Annotated in this window: 13 protein-coding genes; 2 read left to right on the top strand and 11 right to left on the bottom strand. The window is 72.6% G+C overall.

Features of this window, described 5'->3' with window-relative positions; translation table 11 throughout:
• Positions 1 to 41 precede the first annotated feature (41 nt).
• The 4 genes from ACQP09_RS03665 to ACQP09_RS03680 form a co-directional block, all read right to left on the bottom strand.
• A complete protein-coding gene (locus ACQP09_RS03665) occupies positions 42 to 839 on the bottom strand; it encodes a carbon-nitrogen hydrolase family protein (protein ID WP_433395947.1) in 798 nt (265 codons plus the stop codon).
• A gap of 246 nt (positions 840 to 1,085) precedes the next feature.
• Positions 1,086 to 1,529 (bottom strand): Lrp/AsnC family transcriptional regulator, encoded by a 444-nt coding sequence (locus tag ACQP09_RS03670; RefSeq protein ID WP_432152375.1) that lies wholly within the window; start codon positions 1,527 to 1,529, stop codon positions 1,086 to 1,088.
• Positions 1,530 to 1,645: 116 nt separating this feature from the next.
• Positions 1,646 to 3,103, bottom strand: coding sequence for an aldehyde dehydrogenase family protein (locus ACQP09_RS03675; protein WP_433395949.1), 1,458 nt, complete (start codon positions 3,101 to 3,103; stop codon positions 1,646 to 1,648).
• A 163-nt stretch (positions 3,104 to 3,266) separates the two neighbouring features.
• Positions 3,267 to 4,733 (bottom strand): GuaB1 family IMP dehydrogenase-related protein, encoded by a 1,467-nt coding sequence (locus ACQP09_RS03680; RefSeq protein WP_018512477.1) that lies wholly within the window; start codon positions 4,731 to 4,733, stop codon positions 3,267 to 3,269.
• Between the two features lie 319 nt (positions 4,734 to 5,052).
• On the opposite strand from ACQP09_RS03680, the gene ACQP09_RS03685 reads away from it, so the two are divergent.
• Positions 5,053 to 6,123, top strand: coding sequence for a terpene synthase family protein (locus tag ACQP09_RS03685; RefSeq protein ID WP_433395951.1), 1,071 nt, complete (start codon positions 5,053 to 5,055; stop codon positions 6,121 to 6,123).
• 87 nt (positions 6,124 to 6,210) lie between these two features.
• Here the strand turns inward: ACQP09_RS03685 and ACQP09_RS03690 are convergent, their stop codons facing one another.
• The 4 genes from ACQP09_RS03690 to fmt all read right to left on the bottom strand — a co-directional run bounded on the left by ACQP09_RS03690 (position 6,211) and on the right by fmt (position 10,633).
• Positions 6,211 to 7,206: a sugar-binding transcriptional regulator gene (locus ACQP09_RS03690; protein WP_404067777.1), complete on the bottom strand. Its 996-nt coding sequence runs from the start codon at positions 7,204 to 7,206 to the stop codon at positions 6,211 to 6,213.
• Positions 7,207 to 7,338: 132 nt separating this feature from the next.
• Entirely contained in the window at positions 7,339 to 8,022 is a 684-nt protein-coding gene (gene rpe, locus ACQP09_RS03695) for a ribulose-phosphate 3-epimerase (RefSeq protein WP_433395953.1), read from the bottom strand.
• A 148-nt stretch (positions 8,023 to 8,170) separates the two neighbouring features.
• Positions 8,171 to 9,604, bottom strand: a complete 1,434-nt coding sequence (locus ACQP09_RS03700) for an RsmB/NOP family class I SAM-dependent RNA methyltransferase (RefSeq protein WP_433395955.1) — start codon at positions 9,602 to 9,604, stop codon at positions 8,171 to 8,173.
• A 96-nt stretch (positions 9,605 to 9,700) separates the two neighbouring features.
• Complete coding sequence (fmt, locus tag ACQP09_RS03705; protein ID WP_433395956.1) at positions 9,701 to 10,633, bottom strand: methionyl-tRNA formyltransferase; 933 nt, start codon at positions 10,631 to 10,633, stop codon at positions 9,701 to 9,703.
• Between the two features lie 369 nt (positions 10,634 to 11,002).
• On the opposite strand from fmt, the gene ACQP09_RS03710 reads away from it, so the two are divergent.
• Positions 11,003 to 11,572: a hypothetical protein gene (locus ACQP09_RS03710; RefSeq protein ID WP_433395958.1), complete on the top strand. Its 570-nt coding sequence runs from the start codon at positions 11,003 to 11,005 to the stop codon at positions 11,570 to 11,572.
• A gap of 168 nt (positions 11,573 to 11,740) precedes the next feature.
• Here the strand turns inward: ACQP09_RS03710 and ACQP09_RS03715 are convergent, their stop codons facing one another.
• The 3 genes from ACQP09_RS03715 to coaBC all read right to left on the bottom strand — a co-directional run bounded on the left by ACQP09_RS03715 (position 11,741) and on the right by coaBC (position 16,688).
• Positions 11,741 to 13,912 (bottom strand): primosomal protein N', encoded by a 2,172-nt coding sequence (locus ACQP09_RS03715; protein WP_433395959.1) that lies wholly within the window; start codon positions 13,910 to 13,912, stop codon positions 11,741 to 11,743.
• Between the two features lie 108 nt (positions 13,913 to 14,020).
• Positions 14,021 to 15,244 (bottom strand): methionine adenosyltransferase, encoded by a 1,224-nt coding sequence (gene metK, locus ACQP09_RS03720; RefSeq protein WP_433395961.1) that lies wholly within the window; start codon positions 15,242 to 15,244, stop codon positions 14,021 to 14,023.
• A gap of 235 nt (positions 15,245 to 15,479) precedes the next feature.
• Positions 15,480 to 16,688 (bottom strand): bifunctional phosphopantothenoylcysteine decarboxylase/phosphopantothenate--cysteine ligase CoaBC, encoded by a 1,209-nt coding sequence (coaBC, locus tag ACQP09_RS03725; RefSeq protein ID WP_433395963.1) that lies wholly within the window; start codon positions 16,686 to 16,688, stop codon positions 15,480 to 15,482.
• Positions 16,689 to 16,777: the final 89 nt, after the last annotated feature.

A 16,777-nucleotide genomic window follows, 5' to 3' on the forward strand; every position in this document is an offset into this window, starting at 1 on the left:
GGACTCCTTGCGCGGTACGGAAGTTCGGGGAGGAGACGGGCTCAGGCGAGGGAGCCGTAGAGGCCGGGGCGGCGGTCGTGCAGATACGGGTTGGCGGCGCGGGACGCGGCCAGGAACTCCGGGTCCACCTCGCCGACGACGAGCTCCTCGCCGCGGCCGGCGCGGGTGCGGACGGTGCCGTCGGGACCGGCCAGGCAGCTCAGCCCGACGAACTCGAACTCGCCTTCCGGGCCGGTCCGGTTGACGTACGCCACGTACATCTGGCTCTCGAAGGCCCGTACGGGGATGACGGACTCGGCGACGAACTGGAACGGGTGCATCTGCGCGGTCGGCACCAGCAGCAGGTCGGTGCCGGCCAGGGCGTGCGCCCGGACGTTCTCCGGGAACTCGACGTCGTAGCAGATCAGCAGGCCGATGCGGAGGCCGTCCAGGTCGGCCTGGACGACGGCTCGCTCGCCGGGGGTGAACCACTCCTGCTCGAAGCAGCCGAAGAGGTGCGTCTTGCGGTAGTTGGCCAGCGACGCGCCGTCGGGGCCGATGAGCTGGGAGGCGTTGAAGATGCGGTCGCCGTCGCGCTCCGGGTAGCCGTAGAGAACGGCGAGACCGTGGCGTACGGCGATCTCGGCGACGGCCTGGGCGCCGGGGCCGTCGGCGGGCTCGGCCAGCTCGGGGACGGCGTCACCGATGGCGTACCCGGTCAGGAACAGCTCGGGGGCGACCAGCAGCCGGGCGCCCGCTCCGGCGGCACGCGCGGCGGCCTCGTCCAGCGCCTTCAGGTTCTCGGCGACGGCACCGGGCCGGCCGGAGCTCTGGAGCAGGGCGGTACGCAACGGCGGCATGGCTGACCTCGGGCGGTGCGGGCGGGGTGGGGAGACGTATCGAAGGTACGTGGCCCCGATCGGCCCGGACAAGGCGCGAGTGTTGCGCATGGACCGTCGATTCGTTGCGCGCCCAGGCGCTGAGGCGACGAAACGTTGCGTCGGGCATCACCGCAGGTCAGCGGGGTGATGTGCGCCACCTGTTTCCAGCCGGAGCAGGCCTCTTTCCGGCCGGGCCGCACCGTGCCGGGTCAGGCCGGCGGGGCCTTAGGCCGAGTAGCGGCGCAGCAGCGGTGAGAGCACCAGGACGGACTTCGTCCGTTCCACGTACGGCTCCCCCGCGATCCGCTCCAGCACCTGCTCGAAGTGGCGCATGTCGGCGGCGAAGACCTGGACCACGGCGTCGGCCTCGCCGGTCACCGTGGAGGCCGAGGCGACCTCCGGATAGCGGGCGAGGCCCTGCTTGATGGCGTCCGGGGAGGTGTTGCGGCTGCAGTAGATCTCGATGAACCCCTCGGTCTCCCAGCCGAGCGCGGCCGGATCGACGCGCACGGTGAAGCCGGTGATCGCGCCCTCGGCGCGGAGCCGGTCGACGCGGCGTTTCACGGCGGGGGCGGAGAGGCCGACGATCGCGCCGATGTCGGCGTAGGAGCGCCGGGCGTCTTCGGCGAGGGCGTGGACGATGCGTTCGTCGAGGTCGTTCAGGCGCACGTCGGGCGGTTCACTTCTCTGCGGTGGGTCTGGCCGGCGGGAGGCGGCGGGTGTGCCGCCTCCCGCAGTAGACCACGGGCCGCCGCGCGGGGCGCGCCCGGCGCAGGGTCAGTGGGTCAGAACGGGAACTGCGAGCGGCCGTGCTGGACCGAGATCCACTTCTGGGTGGTGAAGGCCTCCACCATCGACTCGCCGTTCAGCCGGCCGAGCCCCGAGCTCTTCTCGCCGCCGAAGGGGACGATCGGCTCGTCGTGGACGGTGCCGTCGTTGATGTGGATCATGCCGGTGTGGATGCGCTGCCCGACCCGCACCCCGCGCTCGATGTTGCCGGTGTGCACGGCGCCGCTGAGGCCGTACGGGGTGTCGTTGGCGATGCGGACGGCCTCGTCCTCGCCGTCGAACGGGACGATCAGGGCGACCGGGCCGAAGATCTCCTGCCGGAGGACGGGCGAGTCGGCGGGCAGGCCGGTGAGGACGGAGGGGCTGACCAGGTTGCCGTCGGCGCGGCCGTGGAGCAGCGCGGTGGCGCCGGACTCGACGGTCTCGTCGACGAGCCGGGAGATGGACTCGGCCTGCGAGGAGTTGATCAGCGGGCCGATCTGGGTGGCCGGGTCGGCCGGGTCGCCGACGGTGAGCGAGGCGACCTTGGCGACGAACTTCTCGGTGAACTCCGCCTCGACCGCCCGGTCGACCAGGATCCGGTTGGCGGCCATGCAGACCTGGCCCTGGTGGACGTACCGGCTGAAGACCGCCGCGTCGACCGCGTACTCCACATCGGCGTCGTCCAGCACGATCAGGGCGCTGTTGCCGCCGAGTTCGAGGACGGCGCGCTTGAGGTTGGCGGCGCAGACGGTGGCCACGTGCCGGCCGACCTTGTCGGAGCCGGTGAAGGAGATGACCTGCGGTACGGGGTGCTCCAGCAGGGTGTCGCCGATCTCGGCGATGTCGGTGACGACGACGTTGAGCAGTCCGGCGGGCAGCCCGGCGTCCTCGAAGACCTTGGCCAGCAGGGTGCCGCCGCAGATCGGGGTGTTCTGGTGCGGCTTGAGCACGACCGCGTTGCCGAGGGCGAGGGCGGGGGCGACGGACTTGAGGGAGAGCAGGAAGGGGAAGTTGAAGGGGCTGATGACCCCGACGACCCCGACGGGCACCCGGTAGACGCGGTTCTCCTTGCCGTCGGTCGGCGAGGGGAGGATCTGGCCGGCCGGGCGCAGGGCGAGCTGGATGGCCTCGCGGAGGAACTCCTTGGCCAGGTGCAGCTCGAAGCCGGCCTTCAGACGGGTGCCGCCGAGCTCGGCGACGATGGCCTCGGCGATCTCCGGCTCGCGCTCCTCGACGATCCGCAGCGCCTTCTCCAGGACCGTGCGCCTGGCGTACGGGTTGGTGTCGGCCCACGCCTGCTGGGCGCGCTCGGCGGCGCGGTAGGCCTGGTCGACCTCGTCGGCGGTGGCGACGGGGATCGAGGCGAGCTTCTCGCCGTTGAAGGGGTTGAAGTCGATGATGTCCCAGGACCCCTTCCCCGGCCTCCACTCGCCGTCGATGTACTGATGGGCCAGGTCAGTGAAGAAGGACATGAGATCCCTTACCACAGAGAGGGAGGCAGCTGATTGCGCTTCATATTACTTATGTTTCAAGAGAGTTGAAGCGGTATCCGGGCCACCTCGGAAGCCCGTGTACGACACCGCCCCTCCCGGTACGAATCACCGGAAAGGGCGGGCGTGTCGTGGAACCGCGGGATCAACTCCAGCTGGCGTGCAGCGGCTTGCCCTCGGCGTATCCGGCGGCACTCTGGACGCCGACGACCGCCTTCTCGGCGAACTCCTCCAGGGAGGCGGCGCCCGCGTAGGTGCAGGAGGAGCGGACGCCCGCGATGATCGAGTCGATCAGGTCCTCGACGCCCGGGCGGGTCGGGTCCAGGAACATCCGCGAGGTGGAGATGCCCTCCTCGAAGAGCGCCTTGCGGGCCCGGTCGTACGCGGACTCGTCCGAGGTGCGGTTCTTGACCGCACGCGCGGAGGCCATCCCGAAGGACTCCTTGTAGTACCGGCCGTCGGCGGACTGCTGGAGGTCGCCGGGCGACTCGTACGTCCCCGCGAACCAGGAGCCGATCATGACGTTGGACGCGCCGGCGGCGAGCGCCATGGCGACATCGCGCGGGTGGCGGACGCCGCCGTCCGCCCAGACGTGCTTGCCGTGCTTCTTCGCCTCGGCGGCGCACTCCAGGACGGCGGAGAACTGCGGCCGGCCGACGCCGGTCATCATCCGGGTGGTGCACATGGCGCCGGGGCCGACGCCGACCTTGATGATGTCGGCGCCCGCCTCGATCAGGTCGCGCACGCCCTCGGCGGCGACGATGTTGCCCGCGACGATCGGGACCTGCGGGTCCAGGGCGCGTACGGCCTTCACCGCGGCGATCATGGATTCCTGGTGGCCGTGGGCGGTGTCCACGACGAGCGTGTCGACGCCCGCGTCCAGGAGCTGCTTGGCCTTGCCGGCCACATCGCCGTTGATGCCGACGGCGGCGGCGATGCGCAGCCGGCCCTGAGCGTCGGTGGCCGGGGTGTAGAGGGTGGCGCGCAGGGCGGCCTTCCGGGTGAGGATGCCGACGAGGCGGCCGTCCTGGTCCACGGCGGGCGCGAGCTTGCGGTTGGCGCCGTCGAGCTTGTTGAAGGCGTCGCGCGGGTCGATGTCCGCGTCCAGGACCACCAGGTCCTTGGACATGACCTCGGAGAGCTGGGTGAAGCGGTCGACGCCGGTCAGGTCGTGGTCGGTGACGACGCCGACCGGGCGGCGGTCCTCGTCGACGACGACGCCCGCGCCGTGCGCCCGCTTGGGCAGCAGGGAGAGCGCGTCGGCGACGGTCTGGCCGGGGGCCAGCTCGATCGGGGTGTCCAGGACGAGGTGGCGCGTCTTGACCCAGGTGATGACGTCGGTGACGACCTCGATCGGGATGTCCTGGGGGATGACGACGAGACCGCCGCGGCGGGCGATGGTTTCGGCCATCCGGCGGCCCGCGATGGCGGTCATGTTGGCGACCACGAGCGGGATCGTCGTCCCTGTGCCGTCGGGCGAAGAGAGGTCCACGGCCTGGCGGGATCCGACGGCGGAGCGGCCCGGGACCATGAAGACGTCGTCGTACGTGAGGTCGTACGGAACCACGGAGGAGTCTGTGTAGCGACCGGTGCCCGGCTCAAGAAAGCGCATAACACTCATTTTTTCATACGAAACGGTGCAGGTCGTTTCCACGAAGACACAGCAAAAGACCCCCGCGTTCGTCTGTTCCTCCAAAAGACGCTTGGAGGCCTCCAGGGAGGCGGTCGGGGGGGCCCGGGCAAGTGGAACCTGCCTTACCCACGGACTCTACCCGAACAGGATTCGATTCATTCGTGATCACCATCTCTGGACCCGGTGACAAGGGGTCAGGTAGCTTCAAAGCCGCAGGTCTCGGGGGTGTCCGAGGTGCCGCTCGGGCACATCGACGGCCTCGGCACACCGTTTGACCGGAGAGGATCCAGATCCGCCTGTGGACAGCGAACTGCCGGACATCTACTGCCCGTTCCCCCAGCGGACCAACCCGCACGTCGGGCACACACGCGGTCACCTGGCCACCTGGATCAGACAGACGGGTCTGGTGCACCGCGAGTCCGCGATGAACCGCTTCGAACAAGCCGATTTCGGCGCGTTCGTCGGCATGGTCTACCCGACGGCCGGTCCGGAACACCTCGATCTGGTGGCCGACTGGTTCGTCTGGCTCTTCCTTGTCGACGACCAGCTCGACGACGGCCACCTCGGCCGCTCCCCCGAGCTGGTGCGCGCCGTGGTGGAGCGGATGCGCGCCGTCGTGGACGGCACCGCTCCGGCGCCCCTGCCGGGCGAGGAGCTGCCGGCCGCCGTGGTCGCCCTGATGGACCTGTGGGAACGTACGACGCCGAGCGCGGCGCCCCACTGGCGGACCCGGTTCGCCTGGCATCTGATCACCTACCTCACGACGGCCACCACCTGGGAGGCGGGAAACCGCGCCGACGACGTGGTGCCGTCCGAGGAGACGTACATCGCCAAGCGGCGGCACACCGGCGCCATCCACGTCTGCATGGACCTCATAGAGATCGTCACCGGCATCGAGGCGCCGGAGTCGCTCCACAACGACCCCCGGTTCATCACCGCGCTGGAGGCCTCCTGCAACCATGTGTGCTGGGCCAACGACGTCTACTCCTTCGAGAAGGAGCAGGTGCTCGGCGAGATCCACAACCTCGTCCACCTGGTCCGCCACCACCGCGGTTTCGGCGAGCAGCAGGCGCTGGACCATGTAGCGGAGCGGCTGGCGCTGGAGACGGAGCGGTTCCTCACCGCCGAGGACGAGCTGCTGGAGCTGTATCCGGAGCTGACCGGCCTGCTGGTGCCGTACCTCGAAGGGATGCGCAGCTGGATGCGCGGAAACCTGGACTGGTCGCGCCAGACCCCGCGCTACAACCCGGCCGATGTGGGGCAGTACGAGGAGCCGCAGGAGTATCTGGAGGAGACCGTGCTGGGCATAGCGCCCGACCGTGTGGAGGCGGCGGCGCCGTGTGCGGCGGAGGTTCCGCGGCAGGGCTGAGGTGTTGACGTCCCTCGCGGGGGCGAGACGGTACGGAAGGAGGCCGGGCACCCCTCAGGGTGCCCGGCCTCCTTCCTCAGGCGACGGTCACTCCCCGTCCGGGTCGGCCCGCTCCAGCGCCGGGCGGACCCCGGCCGCCGACTCGGTGAGCAGGTAGTCGGCCGCGGCGGTGTCCGTCACCAGGCTGGTGACCAGCCCGGACCGCAGGACGGCCCCGATCGCGGCCGCCTTGCGCAGACCGCCCGCGATCGCCACCACCTCGGGGATCCGGCGCAGCCGGTCCGCCTCCACGGTGATGCAGCGCTCGCCGAGATCGCGGCCGACTCTGCGGCCGTCGGAGTCGAAGAGGTGCGCGGACATCTCGGCGGCGACGCCGAGCGAGGCGTAGTGGGCGCGCTCCTCGTCGGAGAGCATGTCGTGGACCGTGGAGATGCCCGGCTCCCAGGAGCCGATGGAGACCGCGGCGACCGTCACCTTGTCGAAGTACTCGAAGGCGCGGGCGATGCCGGTCTGCTCGCGCAGCGCTGCGGCCGTGGCCGGGTCGGGCAGCAGCATCGGGGCGTAGATGGGGTGGGCCTCGCCGCCGGAGACCTGGGCGGCGCGGCGGACCGCCTCGACGGAGCCGCGCTCGGCGGTGCCCGCGTCGTAGACCCCGGTCAGCTGGACGACCGTGCAGGGCGGGAGCCGGTCGAGCGCCGCCGCCATGTGGATGGTGGAGCGGCCCCAGGCCAGGCCGAGCACATCGCCCTCGGCCACCAGCTCGCCGAGGAGGTCGGCCGCGACCTCGCCCAGGTTCTCCGGGTCGGGGGCGTCGTCCTGTTCGTCGGCCGGGGACTCGACGACGACCGCGTGGCGCAGCCCGTAGCGGGCCCGGAGCGCGTCGGAGCGTTCGGCGTCCAGCTCGGCCGGGACCCGGATCTCGATCCGTACGAGATCACGCTCCAGGGCCGTCTCCAGGACCCGGGCCACCTTGAAGCGGCTGACGCCGAACTCCTCGGCGATCTGGATCTTGGACTTGCCCTCCAGGTAGAACCGGCGGGCCATGGCCGCCGCCTGCACCAGCTCCGCGGGTCCCATCCGCATGGCTGACCGACCCGCCGAGATGCCAGACACCGCGATCTCCTCACTGCTGTTCACACGCCCGATACGCCGTCATCCTGTCAGATCCGGCGATCCTTGATCGGCCCCGTCGGGCCGCGTTCATCTGCCCGTTGTTCAGTGGCCGCATGCCCAGGGCGCGGCGGCCGTGACCGCCTCCGCCTGCGCCCGCAGCCCCCGCACCGCCGCCGCCGGGTCCTCGGCCCCGTACACCGCCGAACCCGCGACGAACACATCCGCGCCCGCCTCGGCGCACCGCTCGATCGTGGCGGCGGAGACCCCGCCGTCGACCTGGAGCCAGAGGTCGAGGCCGTGCTTGCCGATCAGCTCCCGGGTGCGGCGGATCTTCGGCAGCATGATGTCCAGGAAGGCCTGGCCGCCGAAGCCCGGCTCGACCGTCATGATCAGCAGCATGTCGAGCTCGGGGAGCAGGTCCTCGTACGGCTCGATCGGCGTCGCGGGCTTGAGCGCCATCGACGCCCGCGCCCCCTTCGCCCGGATCTCGCGCGCCAGGCGCACCGGCGCCGCCGCCGCCTCCACGTGGAAGGTGACCGAGCCGGCGCCCGCCTCCACGTACTGCGGGGCCCAGCGGTCCGGGTCCTCGATCATGAGGTGGCAGTCCAGCGGGGTGTCCGTGGCCTTCCCGAGCGCCTCGACGATCGGCACGCCGAGCGTCAGGTTGGGCACGAAGTGGTTGTCCATCACGTCGACATGGAGCCAGTCCGCGCCTTCGACGGCCTTCACCTCATCGGCGAGACGCGCGAAATCGGCGGACAGGATGCTGGGGTTGATCTGCGCCATGACCCAAGCCTGCCACGTTCCGCGCCGGTTCCCCGCCTCGGCGGTCGCCGAAGCCTCACCTGGCCATCACAGTTCGCACATTCTGCGCATTTTGCCTGTGCTTTACTGTTCCTTTGCCGTACGGGAGGGCCCGCTGACAGGTCGATATTCAGCCGGTCCTGCGCAGCAGAGCGAGATACATGGCGTCCGTGCCGTGCAGATGCGGCCAGAGCTGGACGTCGGGACCGTCGCCGAGCGCGGGCACGCCCGGCATCAGCGGACGGGCGTCGACCCACTCGGCCTCCACCGGCTCGCCGCCGCGCCCCTTCAGCACGTCCTCGACGACGACCCGGGTCTCCGCGAGATGCGGCGAGCAGGTCGCGTAGCCGACGACGCCTCCGACCCGTACGGCCTTCAACGCCTCGCGCAGCAGCCCGCGTTGGAGCGGAGCGAAGCTCTCCAGGTCCTCGGCGCGACGCCGCCAGCGGGCCTCGGGACGGCGGCGCAGCGCGCCCAGGCCGGAGCACGGCACGTCCATCAGGATGCGGTCGAAGGTGCCGGGCAGCCACGGCGGGCGGGTGCCGTCGGTGGTGATCACCTGGTACGGACCCGGGTTGCCGGCGAGCGCCCGCTCGACCAGCCGGGCGCGGTGCGGCTGCTTCTCGGCGGCGAGCAGGGTCGCGCCGCGGTCGGCGGCGAGCGCGGCCAGCAGGGCGGCCTTCCCGCCGGGTCCGGCGCAGCCGTCCAGCCAGCGGGTGTCGCGGCCCTCCACGGGGGCGGCGGCGAGCGCGGCGGCCACCAGCTGGCTGCCCTCGTCCTGGACGCCCGCCCGGCCCTCCTGGACCGCCGTGAGCGCACCGGGCTCGCCGCCCTCGGCCATCCGTACGGCATACGGGGACCAGCGGCCCGGCAGCGCGTTCTCCTCGCCGAGCGCCTTGACCAGCTCCTCGGTGGTGGAGCGGCCGGGACGGGCCACCAGGGTCACCTCGGGCCGCTCGTTGTCGGCCTCCAGCAGGTCCTCGATCCCGGCACGGCCGCCGCCGAGCGCGTCCCAGAGCGCCGAGACGACCCAGCGCGGGTGCGAGTGGACGACGGCGAGGTGGTCCTCGGCGTCCTCCTCGTACGAGGGCGCGACCTTCTCCACCCAGCCGTCCAGGTCGTGCGCGGTCACCTTGCGCAGCACCGCGTTGACGAACTTCGCCCGCCCCTCGCCCAGCACCACCCGGGCCAGCTCCACACTGGCGGAGACGGCCGCGTGGGTGGGGATGCGGGTACCGAGCAGCTGGTGGACGCCCATGTTCAGCACGTCCAGGACCGGCGGGTCGACCTCGCGCAGCGGCCGGTCGATGCAGGCCGCGACGATCGCGTCGTACGTGCCCTGGCGGCGCAGCGTCCCGTAGACCAGCTCGGTCGCCAGCGCCGCGTCCCGGCCGTCGAAGTCGCCCTTGGCGCGGGCCTTCTTCAGCAGCGGGGGCAGCACGAGGTTGGCGTACGCGTCCCGCTCGTCGACGGCCCGCAGCGCCTCGAAGGCGAGGAAGCGGACGGGGTCCTTCTGCGGGCGGCGGTGGGGCTTGGCGGGACGGCGACGCGGCTGGTCGTTCACGTGAAAGGTGCTCCGCTGAGGGTGAGGGGGTCGAACCCTCCCAGCGTACGTCGCCGCCCCCGGCCCCTCGTACGACAGGTTCTCCGGGCGAAGGCGCTACAGCCCCAGCAGCTCACCGTGGACGATGCGGACACCGCGCGCCCAGTCGGCGGCCTGCATCGGCTTCTTGCCCTGCGGCTGGACCCAGAGCAGCTCGACGGCGTGCGAGCCGCTGCCCACGTACACGTTGTTCTTCGCCGCCGCCAGCTCGCCGGGCGCCAGGTCGGTGCGGTCCAGGACGGGCGTGACCTGGATGAGCTTGAGCCGCTCGCCGCGGAACAGGGTCCAGGCGCCGGGCGCGGGGGTGCAGCCGCGCACCACGCGGTCGACGCGCAGGGCGGGGGCCGACCAGTCGATCCGGGCGTCCTCCACGGTGATCTTCGGGGCCAGGGTGACGCCTTCGGGAGGCTGCGGTACGGCGTGCAGGGTGCCGTCCTCGATGCCGTCCATGGTGGCCGCGAGCAGCCCGGCACCGGCGAAGGCGAGCCGGGTGAGGAGGTCGCCGCTGGTGTCGGTGGGCCGGATCTCCTCGGTGAGGACCCCGTAGACCGGGCCGGAGTCGAGCCCCTCCTCGATCAGGAAGGTGGAGGCGCCGGTCACCTCGTCCCCGGCCATCAGGGAGTGCTGTACGGGCGCGGCGCCGCGCCAGGCGGGCAGCAAGGAGAAGTGCAGGTTGACCCAGCCACGGGCGGGCACGTCCAGGGCCACCTTGGGCAGCAGGGCCCCGTAGGCGACGACCGGGCAGCAGTCCGGAGCGATCTCCCGCAGCCGGGCCAGGAACTCCTCGTCCCGGGGCTTCACCGGCTTGAGCACCTCGATCCCGGCCTCCGCCGCCCGTTCGGCCACCGGGCTGGCCACCAGCCGGCGGCCGCGCCCGGCGGGGGCGTCGGGCCGGGTCACGACGGCGGCCACCTCGTGGCGGTCGGAGGCGATCAGGGCGTCCAGGGCGGGGACGGCGACCTCGGGGGTGCCGGCGAAGACGAGCTTCATGGGTGGCTGACTGCCTCTCGGGCTTCTCGGACTCTCGGGCCCTGCGGAACTCTCGGGTTCTACGGGGTTCTCGGCCCCTGCGGAACTCTCGGGCTTCGCGGGGCCGGGACGTACGGTGACGAGCAGCACACCAGTCTAGGCTGCCCGGCCGATCACGGCCCGGCCGCTCCCTTAGGGGGCGGCGGCCCCTTGCGCGGGGGGCGGCGACCAGGGGGCGCGCGTGCGCCGCGCACGCCCCGTGCATATGCACATACGCCCCGATAGCGTGACCACATACCCGGCTCGGGCGTTGGTCAAAGGAGATTGACCGAAGCGGGCCGCCGGCGATGCGGCCCGATCCCTTTCAACGCCGGTTCGAGAGGCTTCTTCATGGCCGACCACGCAACCCACGACGCCCAAGCGCGGGCCAGCCTGCACCTCCTGGTGCGGGACATCGAGCGGGTCCGGCGGCAGGTGGACGCGCTGCGCACACTCACCGCCCAGCTGGGCAACGTCTACCGCCCGCGCCGCTCCGGCCCCTCCGCGGGCTTCGTCGTCTACGGCAGGGCCCCGGCCCCCACCGTCCGCCTCGCCCAGGAGCTGCGGGACAGCGTCGAGACCCTGGTCACCGCGGCGGTGGACTTCGACCGCTCGCTCGGCTTCTCCTGGGACGCGGTGGGCTCGGCGCTGGGGGTCACCAAGCAGGCGGTGCACCGCCGTTACGGTACGCGCCGGGCCACGGCGCAGTCCTCGACGGCCGAGACGGGCACCGACACCGCGACGACGCCCCGACCGGTCTCCGTAGGCCCCGCCCTGCCGGGATCGTCCTCCGGCGGCGCCAACTCCCACGTGCCCTCGGTGCCCGCGGCCCGCTCGATGCCCCCGCAGCCCTCGGCGGGCCAGCAGCCGGTCCGTGAGGAGCCGCGCCCCGGAGCCTTCCCGGGCCCGCGCAACGGCTGACCGTACGCACGCCCCCTCTGCCCCACCGTGCGAGCCGTACGGCGGGGCAGCCCCGAGCGCCCGACCGCTGCGGGGCGACGCCACCCGACCGGAGCGGCGGTCTCCCCGGCCCGCCGCCCCGCTAGGGCGTGTCCGGCGGATCTTGGCCGGGAGCCGGGCACGTGGCGCTCAGCCGATGTCCGGCGGATCGATCCTGATCCGCACCTGCTCTCCCCCTCCCCCGCCCTTGGCCGTACGTGCCGCCTGTGCCGTCTTCAGCGCGCCCGCGAGCGCCGCCCCGCGTCCCGGCACCACGCGGACCAGAACGCGCTCCCAGCTCTCGCCCGGCGGCGCGTCCGACGGTCTGCGCGGTCTGCCCGGCTCGGCCGACGGGACCGGCACCGGGCCCAGGATCTCGGCCTCCGGCGGCAGGTCGGCAGCGGCGAGGAAGGACGCCAGGGCCTCCGCGGGGCCGGTCACCGAGGCCATCCGGGAGACCGGCGGGAAGCGCAGCTCGGCCCGGTCCGCCAGCTCACGGCGGGCGAAGCCTGCCGGGTCCCAGCGGACCAGCGCCTGCACCGGGCGCAGCGTCGGCTCGGCGACGATCACCACCGTGCCGCCCTCGTCCTGCCCGCGCACCAGCGCGCCCGCCGCCGTCCACCGGCGCAGCGCCTCCTCCCCCGCCCGCAGGTCGGGCCTGCCGAGCATGGCCCAGCCGTCCAGCAGCAGCGCCGCCGCGTACCCGCCCTCGGCGACCGGCTCCGCGCCGGGCGTGGAGACCACCAGCGCGGGGGCGGCCGGGACCGCGTCGAGGATGTGGTCGCGCCCCGACGTACGGACGGGCACGGCGGGGAAGGCCCGGCCCAGCTCCTCGGCGGTGCGGCGGGCGCCGACGATCTGGGCGCGCAGCCGGTTGGAGCCGCACTCCGCGCAGTGCCAGGCGCGCTCGGCCTGCCCGCACCAGGCGCAGTTCAGGTCCTGCTGGTCGGGCGCCTCCAGGGGCCCGGCGCAGTGGCGGCAGCGGGCGGGCGTGCGGCAGCGCTCGCAGGCGAGGCGGGGCGCGTAACCCCGGCGGGGCACCTGGACCAGGACCGGGCCGGTGCGCAGGCCGTCGCGCACGGTCTGCCAGGCGAGGCTCGGCAGCCGGGCGGAGCGGGCGGCGCCGTCCCGGGCCAGCTCGCCGTCGCCGACCGTACGGATCAGGGGCGCGGCCCGCCGCAGCTGCTCCCGGTCCGCGAGGAGCGGCAGCGCCCAGCCGCTCTCCACGAGCTGCGCGGCCTCGACCGTGCAGCTGGTCCCGCCGAGCAGGAAGCCGCACCGGCCCTGGGTGGCCCGTAGCTCCAGGACCTCGCGGACGTGCGGGAAAGGGGCGTTGGTGTCGCTGTGGCTGGAGTCCCCGTCGTCCCAGACGGCGACCAGGCCGAGGTCCCGGACCGGGGCGAACATGGCGGCGCGGGTCCCGACGACCGCCCGCACCGAGCCCCGCCGCACCGCGAGCCACTGGCGGTAGCGCTTCTCGGGGCCGGAGTCGGCGGTGAGCAGCGCGTGGCGGCCCGCGCCGAGGACCTCGGTCAGGGCGGCGTCCACGCGCCCCGCGACCCGGCCGTCCGGGACGACGACGAGCGCGCCGCGCCCGGAGGAGAGCGTGGCCGCGACGGCCCGGGCGATCTCGGCGGGCCAGTGCGGTCCCGGCAGGGCCGTCCAGACGGCTCGGGGCGCACCGCCTTCGGCCAGGGCCCGGAGGAAGGCGGGGCCCTGTCCGTACCGCTCCCAGGTGCCCGGCTCCGGGGGCGGAGGCGGCGGCAGGGGCTCCGGGGACGGCTTGGACTCGGCGCGGCCGTTGCGCGGTGGCACGGCGAGCTGGAGGACGTCGGCGAGGCTGCCCGCGTACCGGTCGGCCACCGCCCGCGAGAGCGCCAGCAGCTCGGGCCCGAGGACCGGCTCCGGGGAGACGACATAGGCGAGGGCGGCCAGCGTGCCCTGGTAGTCGGACTCGGCGCGGCGCTCGACGATGAACCCGTCGATCAGGCCGCCGCCCTCGCGCCGCCCGCCCTGCACGTTGTGGCGCCCGGCGCCGAACCGCACCCGTACGCGCACGCCGGGCTGCGCGTCGGCGTCCAGCTCCTCGGGGACCGCGTAGTCGAAGAACTGGTCGAGGTGGAGCACGCCCTTGTTGACCAGCACCCGCGCCACCGGCAGCTCCTTGGCGAGCGCGGCGCCGCGCCAGGTGCGCGGCTTGGCGCGCGGCACCTTGGCCTGGCGCACGGTCTCCCGGATCAGCGCGAGCTGCTCCGGCGCCCCGGCCCCGGGTTCGGCCGCCCCGGCTCCCGGATCGGCGGACTGCTCGTTCTCGCTGCTCACAGCCAAATTCCTACCAGACGGCACTGACAGCGGCGGCCCCGCACAGAGCAGTGGGGCCCGGCCACCGTGTTCGGTGTCCGGGCCCCACTCATGAGCCGTGCGGTACTGCTAGAGGCCGGCGGCCGCGCGGAGGGCCTCCACGCGGTCGGTGCGCTCCCAGGTGAAGTCCGGGAGCTCACGGCCGAAGTGGCCGTACGCGGCGGTCTGGGCGTAGATCGGGCGGAGCAGGTCGAGGTCACGGATGATCGCGGCCGGGCGGAGGTCGAAGACCTCACCGATCGCGTTCTCGATCTTCTCCGTGTCGACGGCGGCGGTGCCGAAGGTCTCGACGAAGAGACCGACCGGCTCGGCCTTGCCGATCGCGTAGGCGACCTGGACCTCGCAGCGGGTGGCGAGCCCTGCGGCCACCACGTTCTTCGCCACCCAGCGCATCGCGTACGCCGCCGAGCGGTCGACCTTGGACGGGTCCTTGCCGGAGAAGGCGCCGCCACCGTGGCGGGCCATGCCGCCGTAGGTGTCGATGATGATCTTGCGGCCGGTGAGGCCGGCGTCGCCCATCGGGCCGCCGATCTCGAAGCGGCCGGTCGGGTTCACCAGGAGGCGGTAACCCTCGGTGTCCAGCTTGATGCCGTCCTCGACGAGCTGCGCGAGCACGTGCTCGACGACGAACTCGCGGATGTCGGGCGCGAGCAGCGAGTCCAGGTCGATGTCGCTGGCGTGCTGCGAGGAGACGACCACGGTGTCCAGGCGGACCGCCTTGTCACCGTCGTACTCGATGGTGACCTGGGTCTTGCCGTCGGGGCGGAGGTAGGGGATGGTCCCGTTCTTCCGCACCTCGGACAGGCGCCGCGAGAGGCGGTGCGCGATGTGGATCGGGAGCGGCATGAGCTCGGGGGTCTCGTCGCAGGCGTACCCGAACATCAGGCCCTGGTCGCCGGCGCCCTGCTTGTCGAGCTCGTCGACCTCTCCACCCGCGGCGGCACCCCCGACCCGCTTCTCGTAGGCGGTGTCGACGCCCTGCGCGATGTCCGGCGACTGCGCGCCGATGGAGACCGAGACGCCACAGGAGGCACCGTCGAAGCCCTTTTTGGAGGAGTCGTAGCCGATCTCCAGCACCTTGTTGCGCACGAGGTTGGGGATGTCGGCGTAGGCCTTGGTCGTGACCTCGCCCGCGACATGCACCAGACCGGTGGTGATCAAGGTCTCGACGGCGACGCGCGAGGCGGGGTCGTCGCGCAGGAGCGCGTCGAGGATCGTGTCGCTGATCTGGTCAGCGATCTTGTCGGGGTGACCCTCGGTGACAGATTCCGAGGTGAAGAGACGGCGGGACACATCGCTCCCTGGGGTTGCAGCGGCTGCTGGCTGATCATGGGTGGCACGGCCGAGAGCTGCGCTCGGTACGTACCGTCGACCAGTTTATCGGTCACGCCCGGCGGACGGGGCATGCGTCTCGCCCTTTGGAGCACGACAGCCCGTGACACGTCGGACACCTGAAGGATAATCCACCGTTCCGGACGGTGGTTACATCCCGTTATGAACCACTCTGGCTCGGCCAGAGGGTTGATTGTCACATCTGCTGGAACCTTCCCGAAACCAGATCCCAGACCGTGTCGGCGAGCGCTTCCTTGGGTCCGTACGGCACCGGGGTCTCCGTCCCGTCGGCGGCGAGGACGACCGCCTCGTTCTCCTCGGAGCCGAAGGTCTTGCGCTCCCCCACCTCGTTGACCACGAGCAGATCGCACCCCTTGCGGCGGAGCTTGGCCCGGCCGTTGACGAGGACGTCGTCGGTCTCGGCGGCGAAACCCACCACGAGCTGCCCCGGCCGGGCCCGGTCGGCGGCGACCTCGGCGAGGATGTCGGGGTTGCGGACGAGCGGGACGACGGGCGCCTCCTCGCCGTCCCTCTTCTTGATCTTTCCGGTGGCGTACGCGGCGGGCCGGAAGTCGGCCACGGCCGCCGCCATCACCACCACGTCCGCGTCGGCGGCCGCCTTCAGGACCGCCTCCCGCAGCTGGACCGCCGTGCCGATCCGTACGACATCGGCCCCGGCCGGGTCGGGCAGGCCGGTGTTGGCCTCGATCAGGGTGACGCGCGCGCCGCGGGCCACAGCGGTACGCGCCAGCGCGTACCCCTGCTTGCCGGAGGACCGGTTGCCGAGGTAGCGCACCGGGTCCAGGGGCTCGCGGGTGCCGCCGGCGCTGATCACCACATGGCGGCCCGCGAGATCGGGCTCGGTGACCCCGCGCGCCAGCACCCGTCGGCAGACCTCGAAGATCTCGCCCGGGTCCGGCAGCCGGCCCTTGCCGGTGTCGACGCCGGTGAGCCGTCCCACCGCGGGCTCGATGACGACGGCGCCCCGGCGGCGCAGCGTCGCCACGTTCTCCTGGGTGGCCGGGTGTTCCCACATCTCGGTGTGCATCGCCGGGGCGAAGACCACCGGACAGCGGGCGGTCAGGAGCGTGTTGGTGAGCAGGTCGTCGGCGAGCCCGTGGGCGGCCTTGGCCAGCATGTCGGCGGTGGCCGGAGCGACGACGACGAGGTCGGCGCCCTGCCCGATCCGTACGTGGGGCACCTCGTGGACGTCGTCCCAGACCTGGTCGGAGACGGGGTGGCCGGAGAGCGCGGACCAGGTGGCGGCGCCGACGAAGTGCAGCGACGAGGCGGTCGGGACGACCCGTACATCGTGCCCGGACTCGGTCAGCCGGCGCAGCAGCTCGCACGCCTTGTAGGCGGCGATGCCCCCGCTGACCCCCAGGACGACCTTCGGCTTGTCCACTGCGTCTCCCCGCACTCGGCAACGTAACTAAGAAGCGTGGTTCCCATGCTGCCTCACCGCGCCGAGCCTGTTCACCCGGCCCCGGACAC

This window comes from Streptomyces sp. CA-146814, from assembly GCF_050942385.1.
Classification (GTDB): Bacteria; Actinomycetota; Actinomycetes; order Streptomycetales; family Streptomycetaceae; genus Streptomyces.

Excerpts from the sequence above, each read along its gene's own strand:
- ACQP09_RS03665 (WP_433395947.1), bottom strand. The coding sequence starts at position 839 with ATGCCGCCGTTGCGTACCGCCCTGCTCCAGAGCTCCGGCCGGCCCGGT.
- ACQP09_RS03675 (WP_433395949.1), bottom strand. The coding sequence starts at position 3,103 with ATGTCCTTCTTCACTGACCTGGCCCATCAGTACATCGACGGCGAGTGG.
- ACQP09_RS03680 (WP_018512477.1), bottom strand. The coding sequence starts at position 4,733 with ATGCGCTTTCTTGAGCCGGGCACCGGTCGCTACACAGACTCCTCCGTG.
- ACQP09_RS03690 (WP_404067777.1), bottom strand. The coding sequence starts at position 7,206 with ATGCGGATGGGACCCGCGGAGCTGGTGCAGGCGGCGGCCATGGCCCGC.
- rpe (WP_433395953.1), bottom strand. The coding sequence starts at position 8,022 with ATGGCGCAGATCAACCCCAGCATCCTGTCCGCCGATTTCGCGCGTCTC.
- fmt (WP_433395956.1), bottom strand. The coding sequence starts at position 10,633 with ATGAAGCTCGTCTTCGCCGGCACCCCCGAGGTCGCCGTCCCCGCCCTG.
- ACQP09_RS03710 (WP_433395958.1), top strand. The coding sequence starts at position 11,003 with ATGGCCGACCACGCAACCCACGACGCCCAAGCGCGGGCCAGCCTGCAC.